The organism is Nostoc sp. CHAB 5836 (genome assembly GCF_020829445.1).
Taxonomy (GTDB): Bacteria; Cyanobacteriota; Cyanobacteriia; order Cyanobacteriales; family Nostocaceae; genus Nostoc.
This window is the reverse complement of the sequence record NZ_JAIVFV010000077.1, coordinates 1-22,304: the sequence shown is the minus strand read 5'-3', so window position 1 is coordinate 22,304 and position 22,304 is coordinate 1. Positions and strand designations below refer to the sequence as shown.

Annotated in this window: 19 protein-coding genes; 5 read left to right on the top strand and 14 right to left on the bottom strand. The window is 40.0% G+C overall.

Annotated elements, in window-relative coordinates; translation table 11 throughout:
* Positions 1-3 precede the first annotated feature (3 nt).
* On the bottom strand, positions 4-657 hold the full coding sequence (locus LC605_RS16885; RefSeq protein ID WP_229548675.1) for a response regulator transcription factor: 654 nt from the start codon (positions 655-657) through the stop codon (positions 4-6).
* 253 nt (positions 658-910) lie between these two features.
* Here LC605_RS16885 and LC605_RS16880 point away from each other — a divergent pair, with 253 nt between their 5' ends.
* Complete coding sequence (locus tag LC605_RS16880) at positions 911-1,636, top strand: cell wall metabolism sensor histidine kinase WalK (protein WP_229548674.1); 726 nt, start codon at positions 911-913, stop codon at positions 1,634-1,636.
* Between the two features lie 13 nt (positions 1,637-1,649).
* Entirely contained in the window at positions 1,650-1,892 is a 243-nt protein-coding gene (locus tag LC605_RS16875) for a hypothetical protein (protein WP_179070171.1), read from the top strand.
* Here LC605_RS16875 and LC605_RS16870 read toward each other — a convergent pair.
* The 13 genes from LC605_RS16870 to LC605_RS16810 all read right to left on the bottom strand — a co-directional run bounded on the left by LC605_RS16870 (position 1,889) and on the right by LC605_RS16810 (position 18,429).
* Positions 1,889-2,701, bottom strand: coding sequence for a hypothetical protein (locus tag LC605_RS16870; RefSeq protein WP_229548673.1), 813 nt, complete (start codon positions 2,699-2,701; stop codon positions 1,889-1,891). The genes LC605_RS16875 and LC605_RS16870 overlap by 4 nt on opposite strands.
* A 5-nt stretch (positions 2,702-2,706) precedes the next feature.
* Positions 2,707-5,775, bottom strand: a complete 3,069-nt coding sequence (locus LC605_RS16865; protein ID WP_229548672.1) for a DUF3854 domain-containing protein — start codon at positions 5,773-5,775, stop codon at positions 2,707-2,709.
* 437 nt (positions 5,776-6,212) lie between these two features.
* The gene (locus LC605_RS16860; protein WP_229548671.1) at positions 6,213-6,704 is read right to left on the bottom strand and encodes a relaxase/mobilization nuclease domain-containing protein; all 492 of its coding nucleotides are present in this window, start codon (positions 6,702-6,704) and stop codon (positions 6,213-6,215) included.
* 5 nt (positions 6,705-6,709) lie between these two features.
* Entirely contained in the window at positions 6,710-8,479 is a 1,770-nt protein-coding gene (locus LC605_RS16855; protein WP_229548670.1) for a type IV secretory system conjugative DNA transfer family protein, read from the bottom strand.
* A gap of 2 nt (positions 8,480-8,481) precedes the next feature.
* A complete protein-coding gene (locus LC605_RS16850) occupies positions 8,482-9,681 on the bottom strand; it encodes a hypothetical protein (protein ID WP_229548669.1) in 1,200 nt (399 codons plus the stop codon).
* Positions 9,681-10,433, bottom strand: a complete 753-nt coding sequence (locus LC605_RS16845) for a hypothetical protein (RefSeq protein ID WP_229548668.1) — start codon at positions 10,431-10,433, stop codon at positions 9,681-9,683. The genes LC605_RS16850 and LC605_RS16845 overlap by 1 nt, the downstream gene beginning before the upstream one ends.
* Complete coding sequence (locus LC605_RS16840; RefSeq protein WP_229548667.1) at positions 10,433-11,710, bottom strand: TrbI/VirB10 family protein; 1,278 nt, start codon at positions 11,708-11,710, stop codon at positions 10,433-10,435. Before LC605_RS16840 ends, LC605_RS16845 begins: the two co-directional genes overlap by 1 nt.
* On the bottom strand, positions 11,707-12,498 hold the full coding sequence (locus LC605_RS16835) for a hypothetical protein (RefSeq protein WP_229548666.1): 792 nt from the start codon (positions 12,496-12,498) through the stop codon (positions 11,707-11,709). Before LC605_RS16835 ends, LC605_RS16840 begins: the two co-directional genes overlap by 4 nt.
* A 145-nt stretch (positions 12,499-12,643) precedes the next feature.
* The gene (locus tag LC605_RS16830) at positions 12,644-13,744 is read right to left on the bottom strand and encodes a hypothetical protein (RefSeq protein WP_229548665.1); all 1,101 of its coding nucleotides are present in this window, start codon (positions 13,742-13,744) and stop codon (positions 12,644-12,646) included.
* A gap of 120 nt (positions 13,745-13,864) precedes the next feature.
* Positions 13,865-14,572, bottom strand: coding sequence for a hypothetical protein (locus LC605_RS16825; RefSeq protein WP_229548664.1), 708 nt, complete (start codon positions 14,570-14,572; stop codon positions 13,865-13,867).
* Between the two features lie 13 nt (positions 14,573-14,585).
* On the bottom strand, positions 14,586-17,405 hold the full coding sequence (locus LC605_RS16820; RefSeq protein ID WP_229548663.1) for a type IV secretory system conjugative DNA transfer family protein: 2,820 nt from the start codon (positions 17,403-17,405) through the stop codon (positions 14,586-14,588).
* Positions 17,406-17,437: 32 nt separating this feature from the next.
* Entirely contained in the window at positions 17,438-17,761 is a 324-nt protein-coding gene (locus LC605_RS16815; RefSeq protein WP_229548662.1) for a hypothetical protein, read from the bottom strand.
* Between the two features lie 80 nt (positions 17,762-17,841).
* Positions 17,842-18,429 (bottom strand): hypothetical protein, encoded by a 588-nt coding sequence (locus LC605_RS16810; RefSeq protein ID WP_229548661.1) that lies wholly within the window; start codon positions 18,427-18,429, stop codon positions 17,842-17,844.
* Positions 18,430-19,208: 779 nt separating this feature from the next.
* Here LC605_RS16810 and LC605_RS16805 point away from each other — a divergent pair.
* From LC605_RS16805 to LC605_RS16795, 3 genes are all read left to right on the top strand, one after another.
* The gene (locus LC605_RS16805) at positions 19,209-19,874 is read left to right on the top strand and encodes a hypothetical protein (RefSeq protein ID WP_229548660.1); all 666 of its coding nucleotides are present in this window, start codon (positions 19,209-19,211) and stop codon (positions 19,872-19,874) included.
* Between the two features lie 997 nt (positions 19,875-20,871).
* Entirely contained in the window at positions 20,872-21,801 is a 930-nt protein-coding gene (locus LC605_RS16800) for a tyrosine-type recombinase/integrase (RefSeq protein WP_229548659.1), read from the top strand.
* A 15-nt stretch (positions 21,802-21,816) separates the two neighbouring features.
* Entirely contained in the window at positions 21,817-22,227 is a 411-nt protein-coding gene (locus tag LC605_RS16795; protein ID WP_229548658.1) for a hypothetical protein, read from the top strand.
* Positions 22,228-22,304 lie beyond the last annotated feature (77 nt).

Genomic DNA, 22,304 nt, shown 5'->3' with positions numbered 1-22,304 from the left:
TAGCTAACCTACCTGAAGGTAATCTTGTTCGATGTACCCAAGTTTACTAGCTTCAATCAGAGCATTGACGCGATCGCTGACATCCAACTTAGCAAAAATCTTGTTAACATGTCCTTTGACGGTACTTTCACTAATAAATAACTGCTCGGCAATAAGCTTATTAGAAAAACCGACTGCCATCAAAGAAACAATTTGGATTTCAGTATTAGTGAGATTATCTTGATAAGTCTTACCCTTGATTTTCTGTTGGTGACAAAAATTCCGTCGGCTGATATAAGGGTCAAAAAAACACTGATGGTCAGAAAAAGTTGTTTTAATGGCTTCTAACAAAAGAGGAATATTATTCTTCTTGAGAAGGTAAGAATCAGCACCGGCATTTAAAGCTGATTGAACAGTGCCTTGAGAAGAATGGGAAGAAAGAACAACAACTTTAGTGTTGCTATTGAGTTTGACCTCTTTAATCACTTCTAGCCCAGATATGTCGGGTAAACCAATATCCACCAAAATGACATCGGGATTTAATTCCTTAACTAAACTAATCCCTTCAATACCAGTACGAGCAACGCCGACCATTTCCATATCTGGTTGTTGATTGATAGCAGTAGTGATCCCCAACCTAATGAGTTCTTCATCCTCAATGAGCGCTAATCGAATCATAGATCACTTCGATTATAAGATAACTCAATATTTATAACATAGTTATTGGTGTTAAGTCTTTTACTTTTTGTATATGTCAGATAAAATAGAAGTAAGTAAGAAAAAGTCTTTCCAGATAAATGAAATCAAGTTTAGTACTAAAGCTTGATGGGATAATTTTTATTTATAACTAAAATAAAAATATTCTCAAATTTTATATAAAATTTATTCATAAAAGTAGTCAAAATAACCATCTGTCGTTGGAAACATAGTTATGCAACAAGAAGTTTTAAGCATATTAGGTTTGTTACACGATGTTTCAAACAACTATCAAGGAGCATCGTTAGTTTTGAATCAGATAATTGATGGTGCTTATGGACAGTCTTTAGAAGATATCAAACCGTTGCTGATAGCTTTACAACAAACGAATGAGCGAGGGGTGAGTTTGATTCAATCTAAAAGAACTGCTTTTTTTGAACTAAATCCAGTGACAGTGGAGCAGTTTGATATGTTAAGTTTTTTACAAAATAATTATTCTCGATTCAAGCCAATAGCGCAGTATCATTCCTTGAATCTTCACTATGAAACACAAGTAACATACAAGCATGGAACGCAAGTACGGGGTGATAGCATAAGTATTGACAGAATGCTGTGTAATCTGGTGACAAATGCTATTAAGTACACTCTTACCGGAGATATCTTTTTAAGGCTGCTCAATCAAGAAGATGATTTAATTGTTGAGATTGAAGATACCGGCTGTGGGATTGCCGCCGAACAAATTTCCAATATATTTATCCCATTATGGCGAGCGCCAAATAGCAATTTATTACATCAATCGGGGATGGGACTAGGACTGTACATCGCCTTATGTGTGGCTCATGCTCATGGTTTGAGGATAAGCGTAAACTCGGTAGTTAGGCAAGGAACTAAATTCACTATTGTATTTCCTTACAAAGATGACGGGATATATGGGGTTGATGGTAGGATGTGCCTCAAATAACAGAGGTGAGTTGATGCGTTACTTGTATGACGTGAAACTTTGGGACAGGATTGAAACAGGAGTGGAATTTCTAATTTTTGTGGCCTTGATGATAGCGGCAATCATCAAACTGGGGCACAACGATTTTCTACAAGCATTGTTTTACATAGTATTAGCTGTGATCATCTCACCCTGGTCACAATTCGAGCGGGTGACAAAGCGATATGTTTTAGTAAGTGCGTACATTCTTGGGTTGTTTGTCGGGTATTTTAGTTAGTCTAACTCTGGGCCGTCAGGAGAACGCTCGTTTTGCTGTTGCTGTTGCTGTTGCTGTTGCTGTTGCTGTTGCTGTTGCTGTTGCTGTTGCTGTTGCTGTTGCTGTTGCTGTCTAATATCAAAGTTGATCAGCTTTTGTGTTTCTTGTGGTGAAAGGTGATTGTGTATTACTTTGTATTCTTCCTTAGCATCTACTTTATAAGCACTAAAAGCCGATTGATTATCACTTTTGCGCCAAACAGTCAGACGCTGCATACCTTCTCTCATCAACAAATTTAATCGATAAGCCATGCCTTCATAGACCCGACCGCCAACAGTATCTTGTCCCTTTGTAACGATAATATTCATTAGTGCAGGGATGAGAGACTTTTTAACAACCTCATTATTTTCAGTCTCCTTTGGTGATGGTTTTTGATGCTCAACTAAAGGTAACTTGCGCCCAAGAGACTGTAATATCTGGTCTTTGAACGTCTTTTTCCTTTCATTAACTAAATTTTCTACTCTGGAACTATTGTCTTCTATGGTGTCAGCTTGACCCAAACCAAATTTCTGGGCGTACTGTTGGTGGTATTTTTCCTTAAGGGATTGCCTATATTCTTCAGTACTTTGAGCATTTTGGGACACAGATAAAGTATTTCTCACCTCACCAATAATATTTTCACGCTGTGTGGGGTCTAGTGCGGGAGTTATTGACGGTGAGGGTGAGTATTTCTCCATCATCAGTGCCAGTCTATAGGCCATCTGGTTGTCAGAAAAGCCACTGCTGCGGTTGATGATAGTGATGGTTTCGGCCACTGAGCTAGACTGCATAGGTATTACAATTCTAATTCCTGTGAATTAGTAGTACGTTGTTGTGGAGTGTGAGATTTTTGGGAATGTACTTCAACCTTGGGAGAGTAAGTATCGTTAATCATCTGGTTACGAGTATTCATCAAGTCTTGAACAATGTCACTTAAGGGAGGAAGTGAGATATTCGTTTGCCCTTTGTTGTGCTGCACGACTTGACTTTGAAGGAGAATTTTTTGGTAAAGTTCACGTTGCTCCCCAATAGTCAGCTTGCCAGTTTTTGAAAGTTTTTCCCGTAAAGGATTGTTGTACTGATTGGCAACACTGTCTAAATTACGGGTAATTTCGGGATGAACGGGCAAGTCGATGTCACGGGTGTCTGTCGGGTTGCCTTCATAAGATTGATAATTAATACGCAGTTTTTGAGCCAATAGTCTTAACTTCTCCAAATCAGCTTCAGTGATAGCCAAAGCTTTGACTTGGTGAGTCATTCCAGTTTCAGTACGTTCAAATTCAAAACGAACAGCCTCCCTAGTAGTACCATTATGTTCGGTTTTGAGTAGTTGCAGAGTAGATGTAGCGTCAGTGCTTTGCTGGAAAAGAATGCGGTAATTACCCAAAGTTAAGTCGTCTTGCCCAAAATTAGTGATAGTTTGGGTCAGGATTTTTAATACCTCTTTTTCTTTGAAACTTTCTAAAATGTTATGTGTACCTTTAGGGGAGAGCGAGGAAAGAGTAGATGCAATTTGGCGCGGGTCTTCATCGACGTCAGGTAGTTGTTTCCCGGCTTGAAGGTAATCTGCAATCAACAAAAACTCTTGTCTTTCAATAGGCAGGATGTTGATTTGCTGTTTTGATTTATTAGGAGTATTGGAATTATCTTTCTCATTTATAAAGACAAGCTTAATATTGCCTACGTGTCCCCATTTATCTGCCTGAAAAGACATTAACTCTACATCATCATGACGACGAGAGATACTGTATTTATCAGCACCATGATTCTTAATTACAAAAGCATCAGTATGGTAAATTTTGCCACTGGTCTGCTGTTGTTCATCTTTGCCCTCAACACCATATTTTTTTAACAAAGTATAAGCAGCAAAGGCTATTTGTTTATTCTCACTAGCTTCTAGGCGCTTTCTAAAAAAATTAGACTCATAAAGCGTAACATTTTCTTTTTTAGCCCAGGAACTAATGCTTTTTGTGTTTTGTGGAATTACAGGTGGTTCAGTTGCTTGGGCTGGCTCAGGGGCAACATCTACATGAATAATGTCTGAATCATTAACTTTTATATCTATAATTTGTGAACTAGGGTCAATAGGTGATTTAGCACGACTTTTTTTAAATACACCAATGTTTGGTCCTAATTCGGGATCATCTGTCACAGTAGAGTCTCCTTTTTGTTGAGCAATTGTTTTGACTGTGCCATCTTTGAGTTTGATAGTAAAACGTAAACTATCAAGTTGATTTTGATGCCATGACTCTAGAGATATAGCCCCGGCAGATAGCTTTCCAAAACTTTCTCCTCCCTGTGCCACTATAAAATCATCTACACCCTTATCCGGCCCTGGCAGCGTTACTACTTTAACGACAGCACCAAATTCTTGTAATAAGCTTCCTGTCTTCCAAATATCTCTTTGGATATTGAGCTTAGTTTCAGGTAAGGATTCATAATCAAAGCAGATTTTGATTTCTCTACTAGGAGTAGCGAAAATAGCTAACTCATCAGCTAGATAAGAATCACCAATTTTCTGACCCCATTCATTTTTAGGTGAGCGATAGCCGGAGGAAATTCCCGGTAGCCCGATGGCTGCGTGACCATGTGATAGTAGGCTAGCCGCTTTCTTCGCCCCCTCGGTAATAACGAGTGGGATATTGTGCTTCCACACGCAATACCAAAATCCAGAGGTGCGATCGCTATCGGTTGGGTCTATACCTGCCCTTTGATAAACTTTATTAGCAATCTCATCTGGTACATCCAGCAAGAAAATACTCAATTGAGTTTTAGGCGGATGTTCATACTTGATGAACTTACCCTCAATTATCTGAGAGTCCTGACCTCTTTTTGGTCTTGGGCGGTCTGGCTTGTAGCATCCCCAATCTTTACACGGAGCAGTCTCTCCAGGGGTTAAGTCTTCAAATTTTCGTGGATCTACTCCCGCATTACACCACCAGCCATCGGTAGAATCTAGGTAGGAATATGTTTTTAATATCTCACCAGATAGCCTGCCTGTATTTGTGCGCGGTAGGCTTTCGCTTGTCATTAAACGATCCCAAGCTGAATGTGAACCTCTTGCCTGGCTAAAGTGAAGACTTTCAAAGTTCATCCGAGCAATATCTGGCGCGATCGCACTGTCTACTACTAGTTCGTGCCAATGTTGTGGATCAATATGTTCTGGGTGAGCGGGGATATCTTGAGTATTTTGTGGCTCAAGTTTTTCACTACTGATTGGGATTTTCTGGCCGCTAATCAACTCTACTGTTAAATGCTCATCGCCAATTTCATGAGAATTAATCACTTCACTCTGCTTATAGTCTTCATGAATGTCATTCGTTTGCACAACATCTTCTAAAATGGAGGAATTATCTACAATCCCCGTAAATGATATATCTTTGATTTCACCTGCATCTGTGACGTAATCATTTCTGTTTGTAAAATACTGATATTCCCGAGTATTATTGCTTTCAACTTGTATATTTAAAAAGTCAACGACTGTACCTGAAGGAGGAAGGTTTTTGGGAAAATTCGGGTTGGGTAAAACTGGAGGTAAATCAGGATCAGGAGGAAAATTCGGTGGTGTTATATCATTACTACCGGGGAGAAGTTTAGGCAATAAATATGCCATCATGTCTTCTACTTGTTCTATTTGCTCATCTGTTACACCTTCAAAGTTACCTTTAGACCATTTCCAACCACCATCCTCATCAGGAGTAAGAAAATAAGTTTCTTCTCCTATTTCAATTCGACATTTTAAATCAATAGCTGATTCGATTGATTTATAAATAAACTCTCCTAAAGGATAAATAAAAGCTCTAATAAAATGCTGACTAGCTCTAGCGTAAGCGGAAGTGAGTTGTAGATGTCGTTCATCAAACATATTTATTAGGGTGTGGCTCTTGTGGATGTAGTAAAAATAATTCGTAATGACGCTCCTGCGGACGCTCGTTCCTCTCTACCGCAACGCTTTCGCTACCGCTACGTCCCTTGGGCGTCTCGTAGAGAAGACAGTAATTCGGAAATGCAAGTTTTGTATTAGCGAAGCGTTAGCGAGTCCGCGAGCGTCTGGGGATTTAAACCCCGATTGCATTACTTACGTGATTTTTGAAGCGGGGGACTTAAAATAATTCGTAATTCGTAATTCGTAATTACGAATTATTTTAACAAAGTTTGGGGGTTTAAGTCCCCTGCAACTATCAAGCAGCGCGAATTGAAGCCTAAATCTAAATAAGAGTCACTTTCACGGAAAAAGCGTTAGCGACTGTGCGTAGCGTCATGGGCGAAAAAGCGAATTATTTTAATCAGCCACACTATTGTCTAACCACAACATTTGCAGAATCGTCTTTGCAAATATTTGTTATGAACAGGGTTGTCGATAATGAGAGAACAAGATTGACGCAGAACCTCATATTGTTGCCAGTTAGCTCCCAAGCATTTGATATCGATGAGCTTACCTTGGGGTGTAACGCGATTAAAAATAATATGAATATAAATATTGCTAGGTTGAATATCTAAAAAACAGATATACTGCAAATCATGCCAGCCGATACCGTGAATATATTGGTCAATAATTTTCAGGCAAGATTCTTGATTGAGTTGAATATAAATGTTTTTTAAGCTGATGAGAGTATATATGCCCAAATTCCTCAGCTTTCGTCTAGTTTCAGATAAAGTCTTAAACTCCTGAATAATTTGAAGGGGAGGCAGACTAATATCAATCAAACTACCATTTGCTAAAATCTTTTCGGGAAATAGTGTTTGAATTAGTTCAAAATTATTAATTTTCGATTCTTCAATAGTCATTTTCATAACAATCAAATTCCACTGTCAGATTTGTTTTGATTAATCATGCTGCCGACTTCTTTGAATGTTAGTCCAGAATTATTAGAAACAGCTTGAGGATTGTCGGGAATGGGGAAGCGTGACTCAACTTGCTTAACTCGCAAAGCTAAATCTTCCTGAGAGGGAAACTTCTGTGTACTCTTCCTAGCTAGTAAAGTGACAATCCTTGCCCATTTAAGTTGATTATATTTCTCAATATTTTGGAGTGATTCATTAATTTTGATAGTTTTGAGCAAAGGAACAGACCCCTCCTTCTTATTGGCATAAGCCGGATTAATAAAAACACATTTCCCAGCAATTAGTTTGAGAAATTGGGACGATTCAAAAAGCTTTCTAGTTTTTTCTTGATCACTAATACTAGTGCTATTATTTTTACTACCAGTAGAACGGCTTTTTTGCTTATACTTAATTTCTTCATCACCTAAGAAGCTGGAGAATAATTGCGCCGACTCGTTCTCACCAGGATTGAATATGAACTTAGTGCTGCAAGCGCCAAGGATAGCCTTAGCAATATCTTTACCGTAGTTCTTCTCAAGCTGCCCCATATTTTGGAAGCCAATAATACCGCAGAAGCCCTCGGAGCGTGATTCGTTGAGCCATCTATACAGGTCAGGTAAGTAAATAGACGGTAATTCATCCAGTGCAACGATGAGTGGATCTTTCCGTTTAGAAGCAATATTTCGGGCGATGGTCATGTGTAAAATGCTGGTCATGAGAGGCCCTACTGCATCCCGGCGTTCTCTGTCCAACCCGAAAATAATCATCTGCTTTCCTTTAATTTCCAAAGGTAAAGTTGTCTTGCCGATGAAGCATCCTAATGTGTTTTTCGCCATGAATCGGGTAAACATAATACTGGCAGTTGCAACAATGCCGGCGACGGTTTTTTCAGACGCGGCAGAACTAAACAATTGACCAAAGGCAATTTTCACCCAAGGGTTAAGGGAAGCAGCCATCAGGCGCTTGACCATTTGCTCACTAGAGAGTATTGCAGCACAAGTCATCACATCGGCGTAATCGCCAAATTCTTTAGCTAACATCAGAATTGCCTGAGTCAACTGATCCCCCGAAGGGCCAAAGAACCCATCTTCAGTTGAATTGCCCAGAAGTCGGAAATTCTTATTGATAACAGTGGAAATTTGTCGGGACGATTCGGCATCACTACTATCCCGGAGAAAATCTAAAGGATTGCAGACTTCAGATTCAGGGAATCCCGGTGCAAAGATGTGAACATCATAGCCCTTGTATTTGGCATAGGCAGCAACTTTCGCTTGAGAAGGATACTTAAAGTCATAAACTATACATGGGAAACCCTGATCAATAGCCGAGTAAATCATGGGGTTGATGGCACTGAATGTTTTGCCAGAGCCGGGAGCGCCGATGACTGCCGTACCTCGTTGTACATCAGGGATATAGAAAGTAGTGCCACCACCTTTTTCCTGATGCTTACCAATGTAAAGTGCCGCACTATCACATTGGGGATTGGCGATTTGCAAGATGGCTAATTTCAGAGCAGTAGCAGTTTCTTTAGCTCCACCCCAATAAGAGGTAGCAATTTTCTTCTTGTTAGAGTCGCCAAAAAATACCCTCATCAAAATATAAGCGCCAAGCAAGGATAAAACTGTTAGTCCATTGGGAGTGAATAATTGATGAGTATACTTGCCAATTGCATGATCAGGATTTTGTAATTGCTCGAAGCGAAATCCTTGATTGATAGCACTATTTGTTGTGAAAGATTTGCTCATATTTAAGGTAGAGAATTTGGCTTACCAAGAACGATAGGGTCTTTCTCTCGGTACTCAATAAAAGGCACAGGCCCAATGAAGTAGGGACTGCAAGTGCGACCAATGAAGGGTATAGTTTTGCAGATGCGGAAAAACATAGCAGTCTCGACAGAACCACTTGCTTCATCAATATTCCAAACTACTTGCTTAAAACTAGAGCCAAAGGGGTTCCTGCCAGTAGGCTCTTGACCACCATTAAGAGCTTTTAAAATGCCAAATCCACCATTAACTTTCTGAAACTTCCCGGACATCCACTGTGTACCAGTAGTCTTGCCAATACCGGACATTTCCGCATGAGCGCAGTTAGTTTGGAAGCAAGGAACGTTAAAACCATCTTGATAGCTACCAGAAATAGAGCGAGTACGGTTAGCCTCAATATCTCGTAATGGCAGATCCAATGAAGCAATAAATGAAAGGTCAAGTGTTCGTAGTCCTGGTAGGTTATCCCAAGTTAGGGTGGATAGTCCAGGCACACCAATAATTTTCGAGTCTTGCCAATTAGCAAACCGATTGATTGATGTGTTCTGGATGTTAGGGATGGATGTAAGCGGATAATTTCTTAAGTTAATTCCTCGCGCAAGTTGAATATTACGTAGTCGAGGAACACGGCTAAGGTTGCTGATTCTGCCACCATTAATCCCAAATCTACGGGCAAAATCACGGATGGGGGGAACACTAATAACACTTCTATTACCCAAGGCGGGAACTGCTTTAACTAAATTGGGTAAAGTTTGCCACCCTGCTAGCTGGAAATCATTTAGTCTCAGCCGACTTAAATTGATTTCTTGTACTGAGGCTATGGTTGAGAGATTCAAATTCTCTATTGCTAATTGGGGGGTTTCAAAATCACCCAGTTCCATAAACTCGCTAATGCTTTGTCCTGCCGTCCAGGTTCTAGTTTCTGTACCTCTAACGCCAGGGTAAGTTACGTGGCCACTCTCAGAAATAATCATGTCAGTGAATTTGATGCGTGACCAATCAGGGATAAAACCGTTTGCGGAATTAATGAAAGGAACTTGTGCAGAGGCTTTGGGCAAGATTACTCCAATTGCTTGATTGAGTAGCCCGTACTTGATAAAACTATGAATCAATAAGCTACCTACTAAACTAAAAAAGATTAAGTAACGTAAGGCGTTATCATTGAGGCGAAAAGATGATTTCATCAGCCATTACCTTGTGTTAAATTATCAGAACTATTACTCAAAGCAATTAATTTGTTAACTAAGTCTTGAGAGACAGAAGCCTTATTAGCAGCAGTAGAAATGTCATCCCCTGCTTGTAAATAACCGATTAACTTTTGCAAGCGTTGGTGTAGTTCATCTTGCTGATTCATCCATCCACTTTTAATAGCAGCAACAATACCGCCTCGAATTTGGTTAATTGTTTGCTGTGTTTTAACTAATGATTGCAATTCAGGTTTCGGGGCTGTTTGTTCTCGTGCCACATCAAGAAGGATCGTCACCTGACTATATTTAGGAGTGCCATTACTTGTTGCTAGTCGAAAACTGTAAGTCTTGCGTTCACCAGAGGATGACTGCGTAACTACTGTTAACAAAGTGGTAGATGTTTGCGGTATTCCGGGAATGTTTACTCTCTTGATCCGCCGCAGATGAATCAGCCCAGCGCCTCCTTTAGAGCAATTCTGATCCAATCCTTCTAAGCAACCATCTGTGTCAAGCAGGATTTGCGATGGGTCGTCTAACCAGACTTTTTTGATAGTTTCGCCAATTTCATAGAAAGAAATTGCTACCCCGTGACCATTCCAAACGTTGATAGTTTGTAAAATTGCACCTTGACCACTAGCTTGAGTTTGTTTGATGGTGCGAACGACTGGTGCGGCAATTGTGGATAGTGGAGTCACCGCGAGAGCCAACGCTAGAGTGCCGCTTGTAACTGTGTTAATTATGCTTTTCATCAGATTCCTCGCCCCGTGGAAACCCCTTCCTTCAGGTATGGGGGTAAGGTTTCTGACGGCAACTCTAGGGAACGATTGACATTAAAAGTGACTTTGGTTCCTTGTGGAATAAACCAAGCGTTCGGGCGAGAGAGAATTTCTTGAGTAGCACGTTGATTACGTTGGCTGATGTTTTGGCTAACTTGACCAAAAAAACCTGACATTAACGCACCAGTGAGATTGCGCTGATTGCCACTACTACGTCTACGAATCCTACCTGTAAATTCATCCTCAATTTCTTCTTCATTATCTGGTTGGTTCATAATCTCCCCAACCTTCCCCAACGCAGACACAGCACCGCTAAACAAGTCATTTCGTGCAATCTCGCCACCCCTGTCTTGAAATCTCCGAGCCAAGAGGGGTCTACCACCTTCCCCAGTCACGGAAATCGCACCCGCAGAAATCGGATATTCTGTATTATCTTTGATGATCGCTCTGACCGACGCGATAGCATAACTGCCCCCATCAACCGAAGCTAACTCGACTGCCAATAAAGTACCCGAAGGGATTGCCACTTGCCCATAGTTATCGTGTAAATCCTGAGTCAGTCTAGCAATAGACTTAGTGTTATTAGGGGTTGGTGTTTGTGTCTGCCCTGAATTATTAACTGTATCTTGAACTAATGGGGTAACAATCACACCAGTAGCAAATGAACCAACTGTCAAATAACGAGTTTGTTTCCCTTGGAGAATTTGGCTTTCTTGAGGTAAATAATTGTTAGCTAAAGTAATCTTGTTAACTTTAGAAGCCGCTTGCCACCTGGGGCGGATCTTTTCAATCGAGTCGCTTGAGTTTTGCGGCGTGGATGGCACGGCCTTTTGAGTCTGAGAGACTTTTACTTGTGCTGGTTGTTCTTTTTGGTCAATGTTAATTTTGTTCAGTTCATCCGCTTGATCGGATAGAGCCAGTTTTGCACGGGCATCGCCATCGCCATCGCCATCATTACTTTGTTGGGTTTCTTCAGTAGTGGGTATTTGCGTTTTCAGAGCAATCTTTGGTGCTGGTGCGGGATTGAAAACACCATTGAGCATCAAAAATATAGCTAAAAATCCAACTCCAAAAGGGACAGCAATTATTGCTAGTCTTGACCAAGGAGAAGTGACAAATGTGTGCTTAGTCGCTACTAATAAACTTTCCGGTTCTGGTGCTTTATCACCATTAGTTTTATTAGCATCATCTATTTGCAGCAAATCCTCTAAAGTCGATACAGTCCCATTTTTATTATTCTCTTCATTCATTTTCTTTTGCCCAAATTTAAATCGACAATTTCGGTAATTTCTAATCCGGCTCTCCGGGCGGCATAGATTTTCTTAGCTAATTCGCTAGTATTAGCTGGGATATACTCTGGATTAGAAATTGATGAAAGTGTAATGGTTTTATTAAAAGTAATCCCTTTGCCTGAATTATCACTACGTTCAAAAGTTACGAGCGTACCAATAAAATCTATTTCCCATTTTCCATCTCTGAGTTGCCGTGACTGTGAAATAAATCTAGGAATTAAAGATACTTGTGTATCACCATTGAATATGCTCGTGGGAGTAATTGAGGCTAATTTTTTCAGAAATGCGGCTCTAAATCCTCCATTTTCACTCAAAGCAAATGCAGCATCATAAGCTTTACTTGTAACTCGGCTATTAGATTTATTATTAATTTTACCTACTTCTACTCCAGTGTCTTGCTTAGTTATCGGCTCACCTTTTTCATTGAAAGCTTGTACTATCCCATCCCAATTAAACATCTTAATGAAGGTATCAGATACAAATTTTTTAATTACTTCATCAGACCGTTGTTTTGGGTCTACTACTCTAGCGGCAATTGTCTCTCCTGATGAGAGTTGTACTAATGCCAATTGTTTTTTGTTTAAAACACTAATCGCTCCATAATTTAGAAATTGTAATAACAGAGAAAGCGCAGCCATTGAAAACCCAGCTAGAGAAATTATCCCAACTCTTGTTGTCACATATTTGTTGTACCTAAGTAATTGTAATGGTTCTCTAGCTTGAGTTTTCTTTTTTTGATTCAGCATAGGTTTTATGAAAAGAAGTGAGGTTTAAAACCTCGCCCATTGTGGGCGAAAGAATCATTGTTTCCCAAGGTAGGTAGAAACCCCACCCGCAAGTGGCGTGGCTGTCTAAAATGTTTGAATTTTGAATTTTGAATTTTGAATTGATTCATTTAGCTAATTTCCCGACTAAACTACCACCTTTAGTAGCAACACCTTTAGCAACCTCAATGGCAATACCACTGTAAGTTTCAGCAGCTTTATTAATTTGAGCTAAAACAGAAATGCCGCCACCAGCCGCTAAACCTGTAGCTAAGAATGGCGCAATTATACCAATTGTAAATAGGAAGAACATCGGTTGATAAGTTTTAGAATCAGCGACTAATTGCCCGGCGAAACCAACAATGATATTGAAGCAGAGCTTGCCAAAACCTACACTGAAATATCCGACTAACCAACTGTAAATTGATTTAGCTCCGTAAGGTAGCAGAGAGCCACCAACAGCTACAGGCCCCAGCAGTGCTGTTACGAGCATAGTCAGTTCAATTCCCCATTGATAAGCCCCATTCATCCCGACTAGAATTATCGTAACTATGTCAGTAACAGCAGACCCAACAAAAGCATTAATGGGAGATAAAATTAAATCAATTCCATTTGCTTGACCATCTTTCACATCATTAAAAGCATCGATAGCGCCATCAACCGCATCTATGAACCAATCAAAAACTCCATCATGTTTTTGAAATTTATCTGGATATTTTTTGGTTAAATCTTCTCTAGCTTGATCCAAACAGCTGATTTGTTCTTGTTGACTTAAAGATGAATTTCTACATTGATTTACAGCAATACCAATAGCGCTACGTGCTGCTTCAGTTCCCAATGCACTTTCATACGCTTGCTTGAGGTCAATTCCTGCCGCCGCTTTGCTAAGAACTATATTGTTTACATTATTTATGTAGTTTCTAATCCCCAAAGTTGATTTTCCTAAAGCATCTCCGTTATTACTTAGGAGATAGACAACTATTAACGGCCAAATAAAGTCTGTATAAGCTCTTTGTTCTTCCCCCGCCATCATTTTTTTTGTCCATTCAACGACGAAGAAAGTTAGTGTTGCTATAGCGAATAAAGCACCAACGTCACAAATTGCTGAATAAACACCACCTGTAATAGTTTCGTTCCAAAGCTCATCAAATCCTTGCGCTATTGAAGCTGCATTTTCTTTTGCTAAATCAGCTAAATCGCCCCCGAAGAGTTTGGCTAGTAAAAACATGATTTGAATCCTTGCTCAATACAGTAATTTTGTCAGATATTTGAACGTTAGTTGATTGTTTGTATAGGAGTAAAAATCTCTTGTAACTTTACCTCCTACTGTGTTTCTATACCCTTTTAATCAGTCAGCAGAAGTAGGATCTAGCCGTGCATTAAGTACCACTTCATGCACTAGAGACAATCTGCCATATTCTTGGGAGTTCTCCTTTTGCCTTTGGGAATCAAGATGCTCCGCTACTTGTGTTAGCATCAAGTTAGAGTAAGCATTGTCCTGCCTTGCTAATAGCGAATCAGTACGTTGTTCTGCTAACATCGACACAATTAGCGCATTCTGAGACGCGATCGCTTTGAGGATGTTCTGAGAAGCGTCCATATTCTGCGCCTCATCAGCAATACCTTTTGCTTGTTGGGCGATTTGTGCAGTAGTATCAATTTTTTCTTGAGTTTGCTGCTGCCCTTTTTTCCCAATCACGCTGGCGACAGAACCAAGCGTCAGTTCACGCTCTAGCTTTTGAGCTTTTTCTTGGGCGACAGGATAAGAATAATCATCCTTGAGTGTATTTTTCAATTGATCAGCCGAAGCAATCGGGTCGGGCGCACCCAATTGTCCGATAGAACTATCAATTGCCGCATTAGCGTTTTCTTTGATGTCAGCCCAAGCGCTGTTAATCTCATCCTTAGCCCATGCTTGAATTTCCGAAACTTCTCCTTTAAGATCCGATACGATAGAACTAAAAAAATCGTTGATGCTGATGCCATAGCTAGGTGCAGCAATAAATAAACTGCCAAAAGTCGCAGAAGCTATCGCACCAAGAGTCAATTTCTTCATGATTGGTTTCATCTTACGCCACCTGCTTTAAATGTAAACTTGAGAGCAATGTTTTAGCCAATTCTGAGAACTCTTCCCCCCGAATCATTCTGATATAATCCTCACTAAATTTGACTAACCCAAGCAGAGGATTATCTTTGTATTGTTTGAGAAACAAACTGCGTAATTCCTGCTCATTTGGATTATTAGCAACTGAGGCTAATAAACAGTAGGCAGGATAATAGCGACAGAATGTGAGTTTGCCATTATCATCAAGCAACCACTGAGAGTAAATCGCCGACTTTTTTGGATAAAAAGCTTCTGTACTATTGACCCTAATGATAACAGTAGGATATTTAAAGCGAACAATAAACGGGTCAACGGCTGATGATTGAATCCTGCCTACTAAACGTGTAGTGATATTGGCAAATATCTTCTGTGCAGCTTTGCTCTGATATATAGTCTCTGGTTCTTGAGCAGAAATAATAACGCGGATACCAGACTTCGCACCATTGGCACACAATCGCCCAATCAACGAGGCGATAGCATCGAATTGAAATAAGATTGGCGCTTCATCCAAGAAGAATATCGAAGCTTTTGATGATAATGCACGACGTAATGCAGCAGCATAGGCACTGAGCGCAAGTATGGCAGCATCAGCTTCACTTGATAAATTCCTGAGTGCAAAAACCAACAACTTGGCATCAGTTCTAAAGCTGGATGGGCGTGAGATTGATTGTCCTACCCTGGTACTCAACCAATAATTTATTCTCAGCCTGATTTGCTGTAAGGCTTCGGAAATCTCTTGACTCTTACTAGCAATAGAATCTAATTGTATGAAAGCTGGAGAACAAAAATTATAAAAATCTTTCAGCGTCGGAGTTTCGCTCCAATATTGACTTCCAAATCCAAAATGTATTGCTAACTTGTAGCGCAATTTAATTTCGTCATCATTAAAAAAAGTTTTTAATGTTAACGCAATAATTGACTCAATGTTTGTAACCATTGAAGGGTTAACGCCAATAGTGCTAGTTCCAATCACCATTGTCATCAGCACTGATTTGAGAAATTCCTTAAAATCGTTCAATCGCTCATTTCTCAGTTCTGCATCCAAAGACCGCAAATCAGGAAGTTCAAAGAGATTGTTTGATTCTTTGGAGATGTCAAAGTAAGCACCATCTTCACCAAGTAGATTAGTGTAGTCGGTGAAAGTGGATGTACCATCTGGTTTGGGATAGTCTAGTGCCACTACCGGAATATCTTGTGCAAGTGCCGGGGTAAGAATACCTGCCACCAGTACAGATTTACCACTTCGAGTTGCGCCGAAGACTGCCAAATTCTTGTGGTTTTGGTACAAGTCTAGATGTACTGGTGTGCCGCCTTCTTCTGCGATTAACTCAAAGCCAGTGCAATCGCCTGTGGCAGTCCTAATCAACGGCATTAGCCCTGGTGCTTCCGAACTAAAATATGGCAGTCGGCGGTTAAAAGGCTTGGTTAACAGTGGTTCCCAAACAAATGGACAACACTGCAACCATAGCTTCCAGGCGTATTCAATCTCCCGGTCAACTACCGCCGGACGCAAGAAATAGCTGGCAAGATATCGGCAAGCTTCGTCTAATTCCCTAATAGTTGGGCGGTGAACTAGAAAAGCTGTTGCGGTATGCACAACTACACTCCCTTTATATATTGTCTTCTGCGCCTCTACCGCTTCTTCAATATTCATCCCCGACTTGACATCAATATTTCCTTTATCTGTAGATAAAGAAGTGTTAGTAATTGATTGTTTGGTAATGCGTTGAAGATTTGTTTTAGAGATAGTTTGATTTGCCTTTGTTACCTGACAAATAATTTCTGTATCAAAAATACTGTCTCTAGAGATTAGTTCCCACAAATAACGTAATTGAGCTTGTTCGTCATACCAGCCCCCTGGTTTTTGGCTGAAGTTGAGCGCCCCAATATATTTATTTTGGATTTTTACCCATTTCCTATCAAAGAATGGCACAGATAGCTCATTCTCTAACATCTGGTGGCGGATATGAAAATCACTAGTTTGGGTTTCTACTAGTCCATTGGCGGAATCTATCTTTAGAGGATTAGGAATTGCTGGTGGCGATGACAGATTGAATTGCTGCCAAGTCGTTTCCCATATTTCTTGGGCATTCAGCACTCTAATCCCAAGTTTCATTTTATTACTTAGTATGGCTGACCATTGCAAAAAACCATTGCTAAAGGAATTTTGGAGGATATTTTCAATTTTGGTATTGTTATGAGCATGAATTTCTCCAGTAAAAGAAAACCAACCTTTTTCTAATTTTCTGATAATCGATTCGATAAAATCATGAGAACGCTCATCATCAGAAACAACAGTGTACGTACACCATAGCCTGAGAAACTTATTTTTTCTAGTGCCACTTTGAGTTAATTCTTTAACTCGCAATCTCTCACTACGAATCAATAGCTTTAACGGCTCAATAGAGCAAGTTGACTCTAAAGAAGATAGTTCCTTTTGTCTATAATAATCCGAGGTAAAAGACCCTAAGTGTATTGTGAGGCTTTCGCCTGAAGGAATTTCTTTTAGTCCCGCTTCTATGCCCTCAAATATAGGCAGCATTTGCTCTGATTGTAAATTCGGATGAATCCCTAAACAATCAAAGCAGAATTTGATTTGAATATTTTCACCTTTTTTGAGAATTAATGCGCCTACGCCCTGCCTACCTCCTAAGTTTAGGTCACAAATGCCCGCTAAATGGATAATATCTTCAAAGGGAGTGAGCATTTTGACAACACTAATCTGCTCCTTTGATAATGCGACTTTACCTAATTTATCTTTAGCCTGATTAGAAGAATTTGGCATAACTTTATTAATAACTGAAATTTCCCTAGAACTCAGAACTTATTTTTCTGACGACTTGTGACTGACGACTTCTGTTGTATTGATTGAAATCTCATATATCCCCTACTAATCCGAGGGACGCTGACGAATTTACCGAAAAACTCTTTATTTGTAGAAATTGTCCACCATGTTGCCCATCCCCAAGCAATACTTAATCCAGTACCTAACCAACTTGTTTTCAGTAGATAATTAAAGATAAATACATTGACTACTGCTATTAATGTCCAGGGAAATATTTGGTCGGCAGGGAATGGCCCTAGTCTTGGTCTTTCTCCTAAGATCCGATTTACTGTCCGAAAATCATGCTTCTCTGACATATTTATCGATGGAATAAAGAGTTATCAGCTATTAATCCAAATGCGTATTTATCATTAACTGATAACCCAAAGACCTTTTTTTACTGAACAATCAAACCAGTAATTAAATCTCCAACAAAAACTGCCATAACTATGATTAATGGAGTTCTTGCTAGTGTTTGCCAGTCTTCATCATTCCGGGCAGATTGAATAATCTGAACTAGACTGATCCCAACATATAATAGAAATAAACCTCTCAATACATTGAAAAAAAGTTCGATAACTGCTGATGTTTGTCCATTGTTGGCATTACCAAAAGTGTTGGTCATCCAAGTTTGAGCATTATTGAAAAACTGAGCATTAGCTGGAGCCGCCGCAAAATCAATTAGACAAATTACTGCTAATAGCGCAAACAAGACAGCATAGAGATTAACTCCATACTTTCGTTGTAGTTTATCGAAGTTAGTAAATAATGCTTGTGACTGTTTCGGCAAGGCAATGACGATGGCGGACGCAATCATAAATCCACCCATCAATATATTGTGGACGGACATCTCTGCTATCATCAGCACACCAGTCACACCCATGAGTGTAAGTGTGCCTTTTTTTGCCCTGTCATTCTTTGGGGAAGGTGAGAGGGTTGCTGTTGCTGAAGCAGCAAAATCTGGGTATCCGTAGTCAGTACGCATCTGCTTTCGTTCTCCTGAACGATGTCTTGAGGGATAGGCACATTCTTGAATAAGTCAACCCGAAAATCCACGTACTCTGGTACTGAAAAAAACAGAACTGTAGTACTGGAGCAATATTTCTAACATTAATAATCTACATAGATAAAAATTCTTTGTTCTATTATCAGTCTTTGTGCAAGATATACTCACATCCTTAATCGTTTATTAGTATAAATATTTTTGCAACTTCTTCAGTAAGTGTCAAATAGGGGGTATTGACTATTGGCTAGTTTTATGATGCGAAATATTTAAATTAGTTTTAATGAAAAAAGTGAAGGTTTAAATCAGTGAACAGTTAACAAGTATCCGCATTATCACAGTTTCGGTCGGGGTCAAATCCCCGACCGAAACACGCCATTTTTAGAAATGGGGGACTCTAACTCCCAACGGAAAAATTAACTGATAACTGATAATTGATAACTGATAACTGTTAAAACCGGACTTCGTCCCGCTACGCGAACGCCCGCAAGTGGCGCGTTCGCGCTAGCGTCTCGTCAGAGAAAGAATCATTGTTTTCCAAGGTAGGTAGAAACCCCACCCCGAAGTGTCTGTCTTAATTCAATTACGAATTACGAATTACGAATTACGAATTACGAATTATTCCCCTGCCTTGATTGCATGTATAGAACAAATTGGAACTATAATACTTGCAGCTTGTACTTCAGCATTTGTTAGAAGTAGATATTTGGTCAAGCAAGGAAATTGGAAATTAATTTTCATAATCATTTTTTGGAGTATTTATGAGTAAAAGAAAAATATTTACAGCACTTGTTTCAATAACTGTAGGACTATGCTTAGGAGCTTGTCAGTCTGATGCTCCCAACGTTGCTCAGGCAGAGAATGATTATGGGACTAAGTTAACTGATGTGCAAAGCCAGAAAGATAAGGAAGTACAGGAGCAAATAAGGCAATATGTAGAAGAGACACCTAACTTATATAGAATAACTTGGAAGGTATGCGGAGACTGGAATGCTCCGTACAAAAACGGAACAAGGTGCAACGAAACCAAAATCCCTCGATCTAAGGGATATTTCGAGCCTGTTTATGTCTGGGGAGCGAATAGAGTTCAGTTTGTTAACAAACAGGATTTTGTAAGAAATTTTTGGGCTACAGGACTATTTGTGAAATCAAGAGGGTGCTTAAATTTAGGGAAGCCGCGACAAGAAGGCTTGTACAATGTGAAAAATTTCATGCTCAAGAAAACAGGCACTACTCCTACGCCAGAGAATGTGAAAGTTGAAGTTTTGTCAAAAGAAGAGAAGCAAAAGGTAGTGGAACAGGCTTTTAAAGATGCAGAAGTAGAAAATTATGCGCTGACAAATTTCGGTGTGTCAGCAACCACAGGATTAATACCCACTGGGAAAACTTGCTTAACAGTAGACGAATGGAAGAAAACGCAATCGTAGTAAAAATCAGGCACTAGTTGTTAGGGAGATCGCAATTCAACCTCCGCAATTACTTCCCATTCCAGCACGACCTTCGAGTTGCTCCCGCCATAAACTGCTCCCACCTCCTTTGGTCACAGTTGAAAGATGCTAATTTTTTTTACGCCCTGTATTGCTCATGGAGAGCGTATCATCTAGGTAAACTTGGACTGTCCACGCTTATTAAATCGTGTAATTTGTCATGATGAATTACCTTGATGCTATCATCGCCAAATGTGTCAGCGCATTCTTCAAGCGGTGTCTTTTATGAAGAGATGCTACCGCCAACGGCTACCATTGGCGATTGCAAATAAATATAAATATCACCCCGTAGCAATTCCAGCATCAACCATCTTCCCCAAACACTAAGTATTAAATATCCTAAGTGATGACGCTAATTGCTAAAAATACCCATACTGCTCATCTGCATAATCGCTCGGTTCCATTTCTTGTAGCTCACAAAACTTTAAATTGTCAACCCGCTAGTTAAAATAATTCGTAATTCGTAATACCTCGACTTACTTCGACTAGCAAGAGTACAAGTCGCTCGGCACAAGGAAAGTAATTCGTAAATGCAAGTTTTGTGACTCTTATTTAGACCCCGACCCAAAACTTGCTTATTTTTTGAACCGGGGGGTTTAAACCCACGGTACTCGGTTCAATTCAGCAATCGCCGTTGCAAATCTTTTTCTTAATTCCCCACACCCAAAAATAGCACCTCCCTCTACTACAACAAAGCCCGTGTATAAACGGCAATACTCGGAGGAAATACCCGCCTCTCAATCCGCAATGGATAGTCACTAATAGTATTGCTTGTATCAGCTTTTTGCGTATTATAAGTGTACTATACGCAAAAAAGGAGAATTTTTCCGTTGTGAAATAGTGAGTTGGAATGCACTCATTGAGGGACAATAAAAATCAGACACTATAAAACCAGACGAAACTATTGTTGTGTCTGATTATTAAGGGAGTAATAAAAATGACGCTCTCTCTTGTCCACATAACAGCCCATAGAAAAGCTCTTGCTTCCCTGCCAGTAGCCCAGGCGGAGGCGAAGTTGATTGGGCTGTGGCTGGAAGGAAAAGCAGAGTCATCTATCATCTCTTACCGACGCTACATTCGGCGATTTCTGGAATTTTTGGACAAGCCGCTCAAAAAAGTGACCTATGAAGACTTGGTAGAATACGCCAGCGACTTTCAGAATCAGGCCCCTAGCACCAAACGAATATACATCGCCGCAGCAAAAAGCTTGATTAGTTTCGCTCATAAAATTGGATATCTCCCTTTTAATGTTGGTATGGCGCTAAAACTGGGTGAACTACCGGATGTAATCAACGAACGCTATTTAGACGAAGCTGATATTAAATTGTTGGTACGGGCAGCTTCTAGGCATTTAACTGATGCTAAAACTCCTAAGCGCCAGTACACAGCCCTACGTAATTTGTTAATTATCAAACTCCTGTATCAGGCAGGGTTACGGGCAAGTGAAATCTGTGATCTAACATGGGGAGATTTGACACCCCGTGGCGAAAGTGGTCAGGTGTACGTGAAAAAAGCCAAAGGCAGCAAAAATCGGACAATTCTCATCAAGCCGAAGCTTTGGGCGGAATTAATGGAGTTTAAAGGTCAAGCAATACCAACTTTGGCAGTGTTCCCAAGTCAAAAGGGGGGACACCTCGACCGACAAAACTTACACCCGATTGTGAAAGCGATCGCCCTTGAGGCGGGATTAAGCGAACTGGTTTCGGCTCACTGGTTACGTCATGCCCACGGTTCTCACGCCATTGAACGCGGGACTAATCCGGTACTGGTGAAAGAAACTTTGGGTCATGCCAATTTAGCGATCACCGATCGCTACCTGAAAGCTAGACCTAACTCGAGCAGTGCTTTAAACTTAATGGACATTTAATTACAGATGAACTTAATGGAAATTTTATGGTGTTTGTCAGGACAAATAGAAGACGGATATTTAATTGCTGATAGCAGTGAAAAAATCAAAATTCGTGGAAGTAAGTCCCAAGGAACAGGAATATGGAAATGCGTTCCCATTACATCTTCTACTGGAGTTGTGGTCAGTATCCAAATACAAGAAAAACTTGAAGAAATCAAGCCATCAATTTGTGTGGGTCGGGTAACACAAATTACCAGACGCAATACGATTCTGGTAAAAGTTTCTCCTAGCCGCAAGATTTATTTTCATACTTCTTCTCAATTTACTCTCAATGAAGTTTATCAACTAGAATTTGAGTTTCGTCATCTCCAACTGCATATAGTCAACGCTACCAATTGGACTTTGGACAAAAAAGAAGTGTTCGCGTATGTATTACGCGAATAAATGATTAATCTTGTTTATAGTTACCAGCAAAAAAAAAGCATAGCCACCAGAACCCCAAGGTATAGTAATATAAACTA